The sequence below is a fragment of the Streptomyces neyagawaensis genome (assembly GCF_023516595.1).
Lineage (GTDB): Bacteria > Actinomycetota > Actinomycetes > Streptomycetales > Streptomycetaceae > Streptomyces > Streptomyces neyagawaensis.
The window spans coordinates 28,645-43,402 of record NZ_JAMGBG010000121.1 but is presented as its reverse complement, the minus strand read 5'-3'; the positions used below and the strand labels follow the sequence as shown (position 1 = coordinate 43,402).

16 protein-coding genes and 2 tRNA genes are annotated in these 14,758 nt (G+C 71.8%); 10 read left to right on the top strand and 8 right to left on the bottom strand.

The annotated features are described in order from the left end of the window. Position 1 precedes the first annotated feature (1 nt). The 3 genes from M8J73_RS35415 (at position 2) to M8J73_RS35405 (ending at position 2,641) form a co-directional block, all read left to right on the top strand. A tRNA-Met gene (locus M8J73_RS35415) sits at positions 2–75 on the top strand. Positions 76–246: 171 nt separating this feature from the next. Next, positions 247–2,445, top strand: a complete 2,199-nt coding sequence (locus M8J73_RS35410) for a tetratricopeptide repeat protein (protein WP_206187895.1) — start codon at positions 247–249, stop codon at positions 2,443–2,445. 122 nt (positions 2,446–2,567) lie between these two features. Then, a tRNA-Met gene (locus tag M8J73_RS35405) sits at positions 2,568–2,641 on the top strand. Between the two features lie 189 nt (positions 2,642–2,830). Here M8J73_RS35405 and M8J73_RS35400 read toward each other — a convergent pair. From M8J73_RS35400 to hisN, 3 genes are all read right to left on the bottom strand, one after another. Beyond that, positions 2,831–3,247 (bottom strand): Fur family transcriptional regulator, encoded by a 417-nt coding sequence (locus M8J73_RS35400; protein WP_055539791.1) that lies wholly within the window; start codon positions 3,245–3,247, stop codon positions 2,831–2,833. A 270-nt stretch (positions 3,248–3,517) separates the two neighbouring features. Continuing rightward, positions 3,518–3,910, bottom strand: a complete 393-nt coding sequence (locus M8J73_RS35395; protein WP_055539792.1) for a CBS domain-containing protein — start codon at positions 3,908–3,910, stop codon at positions 3,518–3,520. Between the two features lie 193 nt (positions 3,911–4,103). Then, a complete protein-coding gene (gene hisN / locus M8J73_RS35390; protein ID WP_055539793.1) occupies positions 4,104–4,904 on the bottom strand; it encodes a histidinol-phosphatase in 801 nt (266 codons plus the stop codon). A gap of 257 nt (positions 4,905–5,161) precedes the next feature. Here hisN and M8J73_RS35385 point away from each other — a divergent pair, with 257 nt between their 5' ends. Continuing rightward, a complete protein-coding gene (locus M8J73_RS35385) occupies positions 5,162–5,782 on the top strand; it encodes a TetR/AcrR family transcriptional regulator (RefSeq protein ID WP_055539794.1) in 621 nt (206 codons plus the stop codon). A gap of 14 nt (positions 5,783–5,796) precedes the next feature. On the opposite strand, the gene M8J73_RS35380 is transcribed toward M8J73_RS35385, so the two are convergent. From M8J73_RS35380 to M8J73_RS35365, 4 genes are all read right to left on the bottom strand, one after another. After that, complete coding sequence (locus M8J73_RS35380; protein WP_055539795.1) at positions 5,797–6,120, bottom strand: DMT family transporter; 324 nt, start codon at positions 6,118–6,120, stop codon at positions 5,797–5,799. Positions 6,121–6,283: 163 nt separating this feature from the next. Further along, positions 6,284–7,297 carry a ribosome small subunit-dependent GTPase A gene (gene rsgA / locus M8J73_RS35375; RefSeq protein WP_055539796.1) on the bottom strand — a complete coding sequence of 338 codons (1,014 nt, stop codon included), beginning with the start codon at positions 7,295–7,297 and terminating at the stop codon, positions 6,284–6,286. A 16-nt stretch (positions 7,298–7,313) separates the two neighbouring features. Next, positions 7,314–8,651: a 3-phosphoshikimate 1-carboxyvinyltransferase gene (aroA, locus tag M8J73_RS35370; protein WP_055539797.1), complete on the bottom strand. Its 1,338-nt coding sequence runs from the start codon at positions 8,649–8,651 to the stop codon at positions 7,314–7,316. Positions 8,652–8,785: 134 nt separating this feature from the next. Continuing rightward, entirely contained in the window at positions 8,786–9,508 is a 723-nt protein-coding gene (locus M8J73_RS35365) for a M50 family metallopeptidase (protein WP_249829518.1), read from the bottom strand. Positions 9,509–9,798: 290 nt separating this feature from the next. On the opposite strand from M8J73_RS35365, the gene M8J73_RS35360 reads away from it, so the two are divergent. The 4 genes from M8J73_RS35360 to rsrA all read left to right on the top strand — a co-directional run bounded on the left by M8J73_RS35360 (position 9,799) and on the right by rsrA (position 12,615). Then, complete coding sequence (locus M8J73_RS35360) at positions 9,799–10,614, top strand: SOS response-associated peptidase (RefSeq protein ID WP_055542119.1); 816 nt, start codon at positions 9,799–9,801, stop codon at positions 10,612–10,614. 10 nt (positions 10,615–10,624) lie between these two features. Further along, a complete protein-coding gene (locus M8J73_RS35355) occupies positions 10,625–11,260 on the top strand; it encodes an alpha/beta hydrolase family protein (protein ID WP_055542120.1) in 636 nt (211 codons plus the stop codon). 375 nt (positions 11,261–11,635) lie between these two features. Beyond that, positions 11,636–12,307, top strand: a complete 672-nt coding sequence (sigR, locus tag M8J73_RS35350; protein WP_055523577.1) for an RNA polymerase sigma factor SigR — start codon at positions 11,636–11,638, stop codon at positions 12,305–12,307. Then, positions 12,304–12,615: a mycothiol system anti-sigma-R factor gene (gene rsrA / locus M8J73_RS35345; RefSeq protein ID WP_055542117.1), complete on the top strand. Its 312-nt coding sequence runs from the start codon at positions 12,304–12,306 to the stop codon at positions 12,613–12,615. The genes sigR and rsrA overlap by 4 nt, the downstream gene beginning before the upstream one ends. Before the next feature lie 114 nt (positions 12,616–12,729). Here rsrA and M8J73_RS35340 read toward each other — a convergent pair whose 3' ends face one another. Then, positions 12,730–13,095 carry a hypothetical protein gene (locus tag M8J73_RS35340; RefSeq protein ID WP_055542118.1) on the bottom strand — a complete coding sequence of 122 codons (366 nt, stop codon included), beginning with the start codon at positions 13,093–13,095 and terminating at the stop codon, positions 12,730–12,732. Between the two features lie 187 nt (positions 13,096–13,282). On the opposite strand from M8J73_RS35340, the gene M8J73_RS35335 reads away from it, so the two are divergent. Continuing rightward, positions 13,283–13,624, top strand: a complete 342-nt coding sequence (locus tag M8J73_RS35335; RefSeq protein ID WP_055542121.1) for a hypothetical protein — start codon at positions 13,283–13,285, stop codon at positions 13,622–13,624. Then, complete coding sequence (locus tag M8J73_RS35330) at positions 13,621–14,463, top strand: DUF4388 domain-containing protein (protein ID WP_249829517.1); 843 nt, start codon at positions 13,621–13,623, stop codon at positions 14,461–14,463. The genes M8J73_RS35335 and M8J73_RS35330 overlap by 4 nt, the downstream gene beginning before the upstream one ends. Positions 14,464–14,758 lie beyond the last annotated feature (295 nt).

Sequence of the window (14,758 nt, the reverse complement as noted above, 5' to 3'; positions counted from 1 at the left end):
GCGCGGGGTGGAGCAGCTCGGTAGCTCGCTGGGCTCATAACCCAGAGGTCGCAGGTTCAAATCCTGTCCCCGCTACTGAAGTTGAAGGCCCGGATCCTCCAAAGGATCCGGGCCTTCGACGTGTTGCCTGGGGACATGAGGAGATCTGTGTTTGACTTGTCGCTCTGTGGGCATGTCGACAAAACGCTGTAGTGACCTCAATGGCTGCGGTATACCAGGTGTACCCAGGTTGCAGGTGGTGCGACGATGGACGTTATGGGGGACAAGGCAACTCTGTTGGAGACAGGGCGGTTTGCGCAGTCTGTCGACTTTGCGCTGTCTGCCGACCTTGTCCTGCCCGCGGAGTCCGAGCCGTCGGGGGAGTCCGTCCTGACCACCGAGCCCGAGATGACCATCGGCCGTCCGCGCCCCGCGGGTGACTCCGCGCAGGCCGTGGACCCGGACGAGGCCGGGGAAGCCGTCGAGGAGGCGCGTCAGCGGCTCGCCGCCGAAGCCGGTGACTCCGAGGCCATGAGCGTCCTCGGAGCCATGCTGCTGCGCCGCGGCGACCTCGACGGGGCCGAGCCGTACCTGCGTGCCGCCACGGCGGCCGGGGACCGCGCGGCCGCCAACAACCTGGGCGTTCTGCTCCACCAGAGGGGATACCCCGACGAGGCCGCCGGATGGTGGCGGATCGCCGCCGTCGCCGGTTCCGCGGCCGCCGCCCACGCGCTCGGACGCCACCACCGCGAGCGCGGCGACGAGCCGGCCGCCGAGTACTGGCTGCGTCAGTCCGCCGAGCAGGGCCACGCGCTCGGCGCGTACGCCCTCGCCGATCTGCTCGAGCACCGCAGCGACGCCGCCTCCGAGAAGTGGATGCGCGTCGCCGCCGAACGCGGTCACCGCGAGGCCGCGTACCGCCTTGCCCGGACGCTCGACCACCGCGCCGAGCGCGAGGAGCGCGCGGCCGTGCGCGAGGGGCGCAGGATCGCCCGCGCCGCCCTGGAGATCGGCGGCGCGGGCCGCGAGGTCGTCAGGGACGCACGGGAGGCGCGGGACGCACGGGAGGCGCGGGACGGACGGGAGGCGCGGGACGGACGGGTCGCTCGGGACGCCAGGGAGGCCGCGCGGGACGGTCGTGACGGCGGACGGGGCGGCCGCGGCACGGCGGTCCGGGAAGGCCGGGACGGCGTACGAGACGGGCGTTCCGCCGTGCGAGCGGGGGGGCCGGGGGCTGACAACGGTGTCGCACCGACCGCCGCCGAGGAGGCCGAGCAGTGGTACCGCCAGGCCGCCGCGCGCGGCCACCGGCGGGCCGCGCTGCACCTCGGAGCGATCCTGGAGCGGCGCGGCGAGCTCAAGGAGGCCGGGCGCTGGTACCTGACCTCCGCCAAGGACGGCGAGCCCCGGGCCGCGTGCGCGCTCGGGTTCCTGCTGCGCGACGCGGGCGACACCGAGAGCGCGGCCGTGTGGTGGCTGCGCGCCGCCCAGGACGGCGACGGCAACGCCGCGAACGCCCTCGGGGCGCTGCACGCCGAGCGCGGCGAGACCCAGACCGCCGAGCGGTGGTACCGGGCCGCGATGGACGCCGGTGACGTGAACGGCGCGTACAACCTGGGGCTGCTCTGCGCCGAGCAGGGGCGGACCGCGCAGGCCGAGCAGTGGTACCGGCAGGCCGCCTACGCCGGGCACCGGGAGGCGGCCAACGCGCTGGCCATCCTGCTGCTCCAGGTCGGTGACGCGGCCGGTGCCGAGCCGTGGTTCTCCAAGGCCGCGGAGGCCGGCAGCGTGGACGCCGCGTTCAACCTCGGCATCCTGCACGCCGGGCGGGGCGACGACGTGACCGCGCTCGTCTGGTACGAGCGGGCGGCCGCCGCCGGGCACACCGAGGCGGCGCTCCAGGTCGCCATCGCGCGCCTGCGGGAGGGGGACGAGCGGGCCGCCGAGCGGCATCTGCGGTGTGCGGCCGGTGGGGGCAGCGCGGAGGCCGCGTACCGCCTCGCCGCCGTCCTCGACGCGCGCCGGCCGCCCGCGCCCGCGCATGAGCTGGGGGAGCCGGTGCGCGAGAAGAACGAGTGCGAGGAGTGGTACGAGAGGGCCGCGTCGCAGGGACACCGGCGGGCGCAGGTGCGCGTCGGGATGCTGGCCGCGGGGCGGGGCGACGTCGTCGAGGCGGCGCGGTGGTACCGCATCGCCGCCGAGGCCGGTTCGCGGAACGGCGCGTTCAATCTGGGGCTGCTGCTGGCGCGTGAGGGGAGTGAGCCGGAGGCCGCCGTGTGGTGGGCCCGGGCCGCCGACGCGGGGCACGGGCGGGCGGCGCTGCGGCTCGCCCTCGTCTACGCGCGTCGGGGTGAGCTGGTCGAAGGGAAGCGGTGGGCCGACCGTGCGGTGGCGCTCGGGCCGGCCGAGGTGACCGAGCGGGCGGCGCGGCTGCGGGACGCGCTGCGGCAGGAGCTGTCGGCGTAGTAGCCGGTGGCGAGGGCGGAGCACGGGCAGGACACTGGAAGGGCGTGACGCCCGTGCGTCCCGTCTCGACACTCAAGCGATTTGCGCTGGTCGACGGGGCCACGTAAGGTTGCGTTTACCGACGCGGGGTGGAGCAGCTCGGTAGCTCGCTGGGCTCATAACCCAGAGGTCGCAGGTTCAAATCCTGTCCCCGCTACTGAAGGCCGAAGGCCCGGAACCGATCAGGTTCCGGGCCTTCGGTGCGTGTGGCCACGGCTGAGATGAGGGTGCGGCCGAAGGAACAGGGTCAGGGCGCGCGGCCGAAGGGACGGCGAAGCCCCCGGCAGCAGAATCCGCCGAGGGCTGTCGTGTCGTGTGACGTGGTGTGAAGCGAAGTGGTGGGGCCCTACACTGTCGCGCAGTTCGGGCAGACGCCTCGGTAGGTCACCTCGACGTCGGAGACGGTGAAGCCGAAACGCTCCGATGAAGGCAGGTCCGCGAGCGGATTGCCGGTCGGGTGGACGTCGCGGATCGTGCCGCACTGGGCGCAGACCAGGTGGTGGTGCGGGCGGTGCGCGTTCGGGTCGTACCGCTTGGCGCGCTTGTCCGTCGCTACCTCGAGCACCTCCCCCAGCGAGACCAGCTCACCCAGGGTGTTGTAGACGGTCGCCCGGGAGATCTCCGGCAGCTTGGACACGGCACGCGCGTGTACCTCGTCGGCCGTCAGATGGACGTGCTCGCCGTCGAGGACCTCGGCCACGACACGACGCTGCGCGGTCATACGCCATCCGCGTCCGCGCAGCCGCTCCAGAAGGTCACTCATACAGGTCAGCGTAACAGCAAGGGGGACAGATTCCGAACAGGTGTGACTTTGGAATGAGTGTTGACCTGGACTTCGTCCAATGTAGGATCTGGTGCGTAAAGCGGTGCTGTGAAGGCCGTGCCGACCTCGGCCGGAGAGTGGCGGACGGCACCGCCCGGACCTCGGCAAGTGCCTGGTGGGCCGTTGTCCAGGCTCTGTGTGGTCAACCAGGGTTGGACCGCTTGCCGTCGGGACGGGCCGGGACTCGTAGGGGTCCCGGCCCGGCCGGGGTCATGCCGGCGCGGGCTGTCGCGCCGGGGCCCAGCAACGGATGATGTCGCGGACGGAGACGATGCCGACGGGTGCGGCCTCGTCGAGCACGATCAGATGCCGGAAGCCGCCGTGTGCCATGGCGCGGGCGGCGTCTTCCAGCGTCCAGGACGGCGCGGCGAACACGACGTCGTTGGTGGTGTGGGCGTGGGCGCGCTCGATGTCCGGGCTCTGGCCCAGACCGACGGAGTTGAGGACGTCGCGTTCGGTGAGGATGCCGAGTCCGCCGGCGTCGGGGTCGAGAACCACGGCCGCGCCCACGCGGCGTGCGGACATCAGGGCGGCGGCCTGGCGGAGCGTGTGGTCGGGGCCGATGGTGAGAACCACCGTGCTCATGGCGTCGCGTACGAGCATGGAGTGCGGTCACCTCCTGGAGAACCACGGCAGTCGTCATGACGGCGCACCGGCGCGCCTGTTGAGCACTGCACAAGTTCACAAGTGGGGGGACTGCCAGCTTCCCAGGCAAAGAGAGGGTCAACAAGGGGGCGCGCGTGGTCAGTTCAGGGGCGCCTCGGGATCACTCCACAGCCGCACGCACACCAGCGATTCAGTAGCGCTGGTTCAGGTACCCCAGCAGTTCGTCGTGGAGCAGGCCGTTCGAGGCTGCCGCGTTGCCGCTGTGCGGGCCGGGGCGGCCGTCGAGTCCGGTGAAGGTGCCGCCGGCCTCGGTGACGATGATCGCGTTGGCGGCCATGTCCCACAGCGACAGCTCGGGTTCGGCGCACAGGTCGATCGCGCCCTCGGCCACCAGCATGTACGGCCAGAAGTCGCCGTACGCGCGCGTGCGCCACACCTCGCGGGTGAGGTCGAGGAAGCCGTTCAGGCTGCCGCGGTCCTCCCAGCCGCTGAGCGAGGAGTACGCGAAGGACGCGTCCGACAGCTTTGAGACACGGGAGACGTGGAGGCGGGAGGACGAGCTGAGGCTGCGGCCGGTGAACGCGCCGTGGCCCTTCGCCGCCCACCAGCGGCGGCCGAGGGCGGGCGCCGAGACCACGCCGACGACGGGCTGGTAGCCGCCCTCGCCCGCCTCCATCAGCGAGATCAGGGTGGCCCATACGGGCACGCCGCGGACGTAGTTCTTGGTGCCGTCGATCGGGTCGACCACCCAGCGGCGCGGGCCGGTGCCCTCGACGCCGTACTCCTCGCCGAGGATCGCGTCCCGGGGTCGGGAGCGCTGGAGATGGCCGCGGATGAGTTCCTCGGCGGCCTTGTCGGCCTCACTCACCGGAGTCATGTCGGGCTTCGTCTCCACCTTGAGGTCGAGGGCCTTGAAGCGGGACATGGTGCTCGCGTCGGCGGCGTCCGCGAGGACGTGGGCGAAGCGGAGGTCGTCGAGGTAGTCGGCCATGGGGCGAACGGTATCCGCCGAGGTCGGTGCGGGGCCATAGGGGGTCCGGGGCAGGAGCGCCCGGAGAGGTTCGGGGCGCCCCCGGGAGTGCGGAGCGGCGCTGTGGGTAGCTGACTCCGACGGGATCCCCCCGGGTGTTCCGTCGGCCCGCGCATGTTGGCCGGAGTGCGCCCGTAGGCGCTCTCGCGAACCCTTGACAGTGGGTTGATGCGCGTCAAATCTGAGGGCCAGAGCCGCCCGCTCGTATCAGGGAGGCGATGATGCCTGCAGCGCGGGAATCCTTGTTGGACGCCGCTTACACGGCGCTGGTGCGCCGCCCGTGGTCCACCGTGCGGATGGTGGACGTGGCGGCGGTGGCCGGAGTGTCACGCCAGACGCTGTACAACGAGTTCGGCAGCAAGGAAGGGCTCGCCCGGGCCCTGGTCCGCAGGGAGGCGGACGGCTATCTCGCAGGGGTCGAACGGGCGTTGGCCACCCCCGTGGACAGCCGGGAACGGCTCGCCGCGACCGCCGAGTGGACCGTGACGGTCTCCCGGAGCAATCTGCTCGTACGGGCCATGCTCACCGGCTGCTGGAGCGAGCGCCTGCCGGCGCTCACACTCTCGGCGGTGCCCTCGTCCTCCGTGGTGCCCGCGCAGCGCCGCGCGGACGGGCCGTTGCCCGCGCCCTCGGACTTCGTGGCGCTCGTGCGGGACCGGGCCGTCGCCGCACTGTCGCCGCCCGGCACCGCCAGGGCGGACACGGTGGAACTGGCCCGTTCCTGCGAACTCGCCGTCCGGCTCGCCCTGTCCTGCGTTGCGGCGCCCCCGCGCGAGGGCGGGGTCACCGATCTGGTACGGACCGCACTGCCACGCCAGCTGAGCAGGCCCCTGGTCTAGCCGAGGCACAGTCCCTAGTGGGCCGAGCCCGAGAGCTGGAGGCCGATGACGCCCGCGATGACGAGGGTGATCGAGACGATCTTCAGGGTGGACACCACGTCGCCGAGGAAGATCATCCCGTAGATCGCCGTACCGGCCGCGCCGATGCCCGTCCAGACCGCGTAGGCCGGGCCGACGTCGAGTTTCTTCAGGGAGAGGGTCAAGAGGCCGAAGCTGCCGAGGGCGAAGACGCAGAAGGCGACGGTGGGCCAGAGTCTGGTGAACCCGTGCGAGAGCTTCAGGCAGACGGCGAAGCCGGTCTCGAGCAGGCCCGCCACGACCACCAGCAGCCACGCCATGTCTCGTCCTCCCGTGTCCCCACGTTCCGTGACCGCTTCGTCCGATCTCGCCTGATCTCTTCAGGTCTCATCTGGTCTGGATCAGACTTGGTGCGATTATGCACTTACCGGGTGGAGGGGGGCGCAAACAACGCGGAGGTCAGTCGCCTTCCCGTCCGCGGGGTCAGTCGCCTTCCCGTCGCTCGCGGGTCGAGAGCAGCCTGCGCAGGGAATACAGCCGCGCCGGGTCCGCGTGCCCGTCGGCGACCCACTGGTCCAACGCGCAGTCCTGCTCGTCGTGGCTGCACGCGCGCGGACAGCCCTCGGTGCCGGCCTCCAGGTCGGGGAAGGCCTGGATGACCCGCGTCGGGTCGATGTGGGCGAGGCCGAAGGAGCGGATGCCGGGGGTGTCCACCACCCAGCCGCCGTCGGAGTCCGCGAGGGGCAGGGCCAGCGCCGAGGTCGTGGTGTGCCGGCCGCGACCCGTCACCGCGTTGACATGGCCGGTCGTCCGGCGCCGGTCCTCGGGGACGAGCGCGTTGACCAGGGTCGTCTTGCCCACGCCCGAGTGGCCCACGAACGCCGTGACCTTGCCGTCGAGGTGCGCCCGCACCCGGTCGGCCGCGCCGCCCTGCTCCAACTCCTCGCGGCTCGTCACCACGAAGGGGATGTCGAGGGCCCCGTACAGCTCCAGGAGCTTGTCGGGTGAGGCGAGGTCCGACTTGGTCAGGACGAGGAGGGGTTCGAGGCCGCCGTCGTACGCCGCGACCAGACAGCGGTCGATCAGCCGGGGGCGGGGCTCGGGGTCGGCGAGGGCGGTGACGATGGCGAGCTGGTCGGCGTTGGCGACGACGACGCGCTCGTACGGATCGTCGTCGTCGGCGGTGCGGCGCAGCACCGACGAGCGGTCGGCGATGCGGACGATGCGGGCCAGGGTGTCCTTCTTGCCGGAGAGGTCTCCGACGATGGCGACGGTGTCGCCGACGACCGCGGCCTTGCGGCCCAGTTCGCGGGCCTTCATCGCGATCACGATCCGGTCCTCGACGAGGCAGGTCAGCCGGCCCCGGTCGACGGTGAGGACCATGCCGTCGGCGGCGTCCTCGTGCTTCGGACGGATGTGCGTGCGGGGGCGGTTGCCCTTGCGGTTGGGACGGCTCCGGATGTCGTCCTCGTCGGTGTGCTTGCCATAGCGGCGCATGATCGTCGTCCGCCCGTCAGTTCCCGAGCATCCCGGCCCACAGTTCGGGGAAGTCCGGCAGTGTCTTGGCCGTCGTCGCCACGTTCTCGATGCGCACGTCCTTCACCGCCAGGCCGATGATCGCACCGGCGGTGGCCATGCGGTGGTCGTCGTAGGTGTGGAAGACACCGCCGTGCAGGGGGCGCGGGCGGATGTGGAGGCCGTCGGCGGTCTCGGTGACGTCGCCGCCGAGTTCGTTGATCTCCTTGGTGAGCGCGGCCAGCCGGTCCGTCTCGTGGAGGCGGAGGTGGGCGACGCCGCGCAGGGTCGACGGGGAGTCGGCGAGGGCGGCCACCGCCGCGATACCGGGGGTCAGCTCGCCGACCTCGCCGAGGTCCACGTCGATGCCGTGGATCGCGCCGGAACCGGTGAACACCAACCCGTACTCGGTGAGTTCGCAGGAGCCGCCCATCTCGGTGAAGATCTCCCGGAGCTGGTCACCGGGCTGAGTGGTGCGCGTGGGCCAGTCGGGGACGACGACCTTGCCGCCGGTCACCAGGGCCGCCGCCAGGAACGGCTGGGCGTTGGACAGGTCCGGCTCGATCGTCAGATCGCGGCCGAGCAACGCGCCCGGCGTGACCCGCCAGACGTTGGGCTCGCCGCCCGACTCCGGGGTGTCCACCTGGGCGCCGACCGAGCGCAGCATGTCGACGGTCATCCGGATGTGCGGCATGGAGGGCAGCGTCGAGCCGATGTGCCGGACCTCCACGCCCTGGTTGAAACGCGGTGCGGACAGCAGGAGGGCGCTCACGAACTGCGAGGAGGACGAGGCGTCGATCTCCACCGGGCCGCCGTCGAGGGCGCCGCTGCCGTGGACCGTCAGCGGCAGGGCGCCGCGGCCGTCGTCGTCGATCCGGGCACCGAGCGCGCGCAGGCCGTCGATCACGCCGTTCAGGGGGCGCTCGTACGACCTCGGGTCGCCGTCGAAGCGGATGGGGCCGTCGGCGAGGGCGGCCACCGGGGGCAGGAAGCGCATGACCGTGCCGGCGTTGCCGACATCGACGGTGGCCGGGCCACGCAGCCCCGCGGGCAGGACGCGCCATGCCTCGCCGGTGACGGCGGAGCCGCTCGTGGCCGAGGAACTGGACGACACCGTCTCCTCGATGCCGACGCCCATCGCCCGCAGGGCGGCCGCCATCAGGAGGGTGTCACGGGAGCGGAGGGGGCGGCGCAGCCAGCCCGGCTCGCTGGCGAGGGCGGCCAGGACCAGGGCGCGGTTGGTGACGGACTTGGACCCGGGCACGTGGACCGTCGCGTCGACGGCTCCGCTCGCGTGCGGGGCGGGCCAGAGGGCGGGCTGTGCGTTCAGGGCCATGGGCCCACTTTAGTGGGGGTTCGCTCCGCCAGGCTCAGCCGGTTGACGTGCGTCGCTCGTCGCGTACGCGTCCGTTCGGGGCGGTTCGTGGCCGATCGCGCGGTGCCGCGTCGTACGGCCGTCACAGCCGACGGTCACAGCCTCAGGAGCCACCTTCCGCCGCCCAGCAGCGCGCACACGGACACCACGTGGAACATCAGCAGCCATACCGTCGCCGGCACATGGGTCAGACGGGAGAGCTGGTCCGCGTCGGAGTCGCCGGCCCCGCCCCGGCGGCGCTTGGCCTGGAGTTCGAAGGCGGGGCGCACACCACCCAGGAGGAGGAACCACACCACCGCGTACGCGAAGGCCGCCTGGACCTGGGGGCCGGCGAGCCAGGAGACGACGACGAAGGTGCCACCGGTGAGCACGACCGTGAGGGCGCCGTAGGCGTTGCGGATCATGATCAGCATGGCCACCAGGAGGATCGTGGCGAGCCACAGGAGCAGCGTGATGCGGCCGGAGCCGAGGAGGGCGGCGGCGCCGAGGCCGAGCAGCGGGGGAGCGGTGTAGCCGGCGGCCGCGGTGAGGATCATGCCGAGGCCCGTGGGCTTGCCGCGGCTGACGGTGAGGCCGCTGGTGTCGGAGTGCAGGCGTATGCCGGTCAGGGTGCGGCCGGTGAGCAGGGCGACCAGGCCGTGGCCGCCCTCGTGCGCGATGGTGATCGCGTTGCGCGAGAGCCGCCAGACGCCGTGTGGGACGACCGCGGCGAGCGCGGCCACCGCGGTGGCGATGACGACCCAGGTGTCGGGGTCGGGCTGGGTGCCGAAGACCTCGTCCCACAGGCTGGCCAGCGAGGTGGCTGCGGTGCTTTCCATGGTCGGCGGTTGCTCCTCCGGGTCGCGTCGGATCTGGAAGTGTGGCATCGGGGGCGGACGGTAGGAGAGACGCCGGGGTGCCGGGGATCGTTCCTGAGGGGAAACCGGCTGGTCGTAGCGGTGGCGGCGGGGGTGGGGTCCGGGTTTGGGCCCGACGGGGGGCACAGAGGGGGACACCGGTGGGCGCCCGGTGGGCAGCTGTTCGCGCCGTACCCCGTCCGTGGTCTGCCACCCTTGGAAGACGTCCGGGTGGAGGATCCGGTGTGTGCGGGTCGGAGGGGTGGTTCGAGATGTGCGGGCGGTATGCGTCGAGTCGCAGGCCGGAGGATCTCTCGGGAATCTTCGAGATCGAGAAGTGGGAGCCGGAGGAGACCCTGGAGCCCGATTACAACGTGGCCCCCACCAAGGAGGTCTACGCCGTTCTCGACCGCCCCCTCAAGGACACCGACGACAAGCGGCCGGTCCGCCAGCTGCGCAAGCTGAAGTGGGGGCTCGTCCCCTCCTGGTCCAAGAACCCCGAGGGCGCCGCCCGGATGATCAACGCGCGCGCGGAGACCGTCCACGAGAAGCCCTCGTACCGTCGCGCCTTCGCGTCCCGCCGCTGCATCCTGCCCGCCGACGGCTACTACGAGTGGGTCACCGGCAAGCACGAGCGGGACCTGGAGGTCGAGGGCAAGAAGAAGCGGCCGCGCAAGCAGCCGTACTTCGTGCTCCCGGCCGACGGATCCGTGTTCGCCATGGCCGGGCTGTACGAGTTCTGGCGGGACAAGACCCTGCCGGACGACCATCCGCAGGCCTGGTGGGTCACCTGCTCGGTGATCACGACGGAGGCGGAGACGACCCCGCTGGCCGTGGCGCCCGCGGACGGCCCCTTCACGCTGGCCGAGATTCACCCCCGGATGCCGCTGATGCTCACGCCCGACCGGTGGGACAGCTGGCTGGACCCGGCCCGGACGGACCCCGACGATCTGCGCGGTCTGCTGGAGCCGCCGCCCGCCGGACTGATGCGGGCCTACCCCGTCTCCACGGCCGTCAGCAACGTCCGCAACAACGCCCCGGAGCTGCTGAAGGAGCTGGAGGGCCCCGAGGAGGGCACACTCTTCTGACGTGAACGGGATCAGAGAAGAGATCGACACCGAGGCGGGCACGGCCCGGGTCACCTGGCACGAGGCGGGGGACGCCCGATGGGTGCTCGCCGTGAGCCATGGCGCGGGCGGCGGCGTCGAGGCGCGCGATCTCCAGGCCCTCGCCGCCGTCCTCCCCGCGCACGGGGTGACCGTCGCGCTCGTCGAGCAGCCCTGGCGGGTGGCCGGCAAGAAGCTCGCACCCGCGCCGAAGACCCTGGACGTCGGCTGGCGGGGCCTGTGGCCCGCGCTGACGGGGCCGGGGCTGCCCGTGATCGCGGGCGGGCGCAGCGCCGGGGCCCGGGTGGCCTGCCGTACCGCGCGGGAACTGGGCGCGGCGGCCGTGCTCGCGCTGAGCTTCCCGTTGCATCCGCCGGGCAAGCCGGAGAAGTCGCGCGCCGACGAACTGCTCGGCGCCGGGGTGCCGACCCTGGTCGTGCAGGGCGGGAACGACACGTTCGGGAGGCCGGAGGAGTTCCCGGAGGGCCCTCACGCGCTCGTGGAGGTGCCGTACGGCGACCACGGGTTCGCCGTACCGAAGCGGGCGCCCCTCGATCAGGAGGCGGCGCTCAAGGTGATCACCGACGGTGTCGTGGAGTGGATCGCGTCGCTGGGCCGCCCGAGCTGAGGCGGCCGCCGGGACGAGCTGAGGTCGCCTGCCGGGCCGCTGAGGGCGCCCGCCGGGACGCGCGCGCTGAGGTCGCCCGTCGGGGCGAGTGCAATGAGTCACTCGGTAAGGAGTCGGTGGGAAGGCGGGAATGTTGCGTGACGGTCCCCTGTTGTGCCGATCAGACAGCGCGAGACCGTGCTGACCGTCGTAGGAGAGGAAGTCCGCCGCATGGGTTCGACCATCTGCCCGACCCGCAGCAGCCGCGCTGACCTGGACTGGACGGTGCTGCACGCGGCGAAGAGCGCCCCTATTCGGGCGGCGGCGGGTGCGGATCGTCGTCTATCCTCCGAATCTGGTGGTACCGGTTTCGGTACCGCACAGACACTGGAGGAGGTGGGTCCGGTCACTGGGACCGACGCAGGGACCGAACGGGGCCAGGCGGAGCAGCCCGAGGGCACGGAGACCGCCGCGGACCGCAACGCTCGTTTCGAGCGGGACGCGCTGGAGTTCCTCGACCAGATGTACTCGGCCGCGCTGCGTATGACGCGCAACCCCGCCGACGCCGAGGACCTGGTGCAGGAGACGTATGCCAAGGCGTACGCGTCCTTCCACCAGTTCCGCGAGGGCACCAACCTGAAGGCCTGGCTGTACCGCATCCTCACGAACACCTTCATCAACTCGTACCGCAAGAAGCAGCGCGAGCCCCAGCGCAGTGCGGCCGAAGAGATCGAGGACTGGCAGCTGGCGCGCGCCGAGTCGCACATGTCGACGGGTCTGCGCTCGGCCGAGTCGCAGGCGCTCGACCACCTGCCCGACTCGGACGTGAAGGAAGCGCTGCAGGCGATCCCCGAGGAATTCCGCATCGCCGTGTACCTCGCCGATGTCGAGGGCTTTGCGTACAAGGAGATCGCCGACATCATGGGGACACCCATCGGTACGGTGATGTCCCGGCTGCACCGGGGCCGCCGTCAACTGCGCGGCATGCTCGAGGACTACGCCCGTGACCGCGGGCTGGTCCCGGCCGGCGCCGGAGAGTCGAACGAAGCGAAAGGCTCGGGCTCATGAGCTGCGGAGAGCCGCACGAGACGGATTGCAGCGAGATCCTCGATCATCTCTACGAGTTCCTCGACCGTGAGATGCCCGACGCCGACTGCACCAAGTTCGAGCACCACTTCGAGGAGTGCTCGCCGTGCCTGGAGAAGTACGGTCTCGAACAGGCCGTCAAGAAGCTGGTCAAGCGGTGCTGCGGGCAGGACGACGTGCCGACCGACCTGCGGGCCAAGGTCATGGGGCGGATCGATCTGATCCGCTCCGGGCAGGCGGTCCCCGATCACGAGGTGACGGCCTCGCCGGCGACACCGCAGGAGACCTGAGCATCCGCGCATCAGCTGTATGTCTGAAGCTGTTTGCCTGAACCGAGCCCGTTCCGGGTAGGGCCGTCCGGCCGCCCTCGGAACGGGCTCAGTCGTGTGCGGTGCCGGAAGGGATCAGACCTCCAGGCCGGTCTCCACGCGCTTCAGGTTGTGGCGGGCCAGGGCCAGATTGCTGCGGGAGCGGTCGAGCGCCAGGTAGAGGAAGAGCGTGCCCTTGCTGCTGCTCAGCGGGCGGATCAGGTGGTACTGCTTGCCCAGCGTGATCAGGATGTCCTCGATCACGTCGTTCATGTCGAGCGAGGCCAGGGTGCGCATCTTGGAGCGCACGACCTCGGTGTTCCCGGCTGCCGCGAGTTCGAGGTCGAGGTGTTGTCCGCCGCCGAGGGTGCCGAGCGCCATACCGCTCTCGTAGTCGACCAGCGCCACGCCGATCGCACCGTCGACCGTCATGGCTTCCTTGAGTGCGGTCTCGATGTTCATCTTGCTGCCCCAATTCCTCAGTGCTGCTGACCGGTCACTGTCCGGCCATCTACGATCGAACGCGAGCGATCCTTGGGTCGCAAACGTCAACTTTGTTGCGTGTTGCGGAAGTTGATGCTCAAAGTACTGTGCGGCGCGTGAACGTGGAGGGCGAATGGGGGAAAGGATGACCGCGCTCCAGGACTCCCTGGACCGGCTTCTCGACTCTCCGGGCGTCACCGGCGTCGCCCTGATCGACGCCGTCACCGGACTCACCTACGCAACCGCGGGCGACGCCGCCCAGGTCGGGACGGGGACGGAGGTCTCCGACCTCGCCGCCCTCATCTCCGAGCGGCTCGGCGAGGCGGGGGCCGTGGGGGAGCTGGAGAGCGTGGTCATGACCAGCAGGAGACGCCATCAGGTGCTGCTCTCCGTGCCCCGGTCGGCCGGCGACCCGCTGCTGCTCGCGGCCGGCCTCGACCGGGATCGGGCCAATATGGCCCTGGCGCTGCGCAGCCTCGGTGACCGGGCCCGAGAGGTGCTGGCGTGAAGACACCCTCGGCACGCAATGTGCCGGCCCTGCTCCAGGCACTGCACCAGGAGGGCTTCACCGGCACGGTACGGGTCTCCGGTGCCCCAGGTGGCACGATTCATCTCCGTGACGGCCGGGTCGGCGCGATCGAGACACCGGGCGCGCCGACCGCGACGTCCACGCTGCTCGCCTCGGGCCGGATCGACGACGACGCCTGGCTCGCCGCGTGCGCGGCCGAGCCCGACGCGGACCGGCTGGGCCACCATCTCGAGGCCGCGGGTCTGATCGGCGCCGCTGAACTGGAGGTCGTCTGCACGGCGGCCGTCTATGACGGGGCGTTCGCGATGGCGCTGAGCCCGCCGGGGGACTGGGAACTGACCGACCGTGAGCCCACCCTCTTGGCCCGGCCGGGAGTCGACCCCCGCCCACTGGCCGAGGAGACGACTCGCCGTATCGCGCTGCTGTCCCGGCTCCGCGGCCCCGCGGGCGATCTCGCCCGGGGCCGGCCCGCCCCGGTCGTCGACCGCGCGCACCCCGCTTCCGGCGGCGGACTGACGCCACGTCATCGCGAGCTCGTCGACAGCGCCAACGGGCGTCGCACCCCACGCGACCTCGCCTTCGCCCGTGGGCGCGGACTCTACGCGGTGATGCTGGACCTGATCCGGCTGGAGGCGCTCGGCGCTGTCCGCTGGGAGACCATGACCGTGCCCGAGGGGCGGCCCAGCACCGCACCCCGGTTGCCCCCGCAGACGGCGACGTCGGCCGACGAACCGTCACAGAGGGCCGGGCCCCTGCCCAGACGCAGGCCGGGCGGGGGCTTCCCCACCGGCGACTTCGGCGCGAAGGACGGGGAGTGAGCGCAGACCAGGACCCGGCCCGCAAGCGCCGCAGACGCACCAAGGCCGCCCGCCTCCGGCGGAGACAGGCCCCCAGAACCCCGCCGGGCCCCGACCAGCCGGTCTCCACCACCCACCCCACGCCTTCCTCCGAGGCCGCACCCGGCCAGGCCCCATTCAGCCAGGCCGCACCCGGCCAGGCCCCATTCAGCCAGGCCGCACCCGGCCAGGCATCACTCAGCCCGGCTGCACTCAGCCAGGCCGCACCCACCGAGTCCGATCCCGCCGCCCGACCGCCCTCGTCCGCTCAACGCGA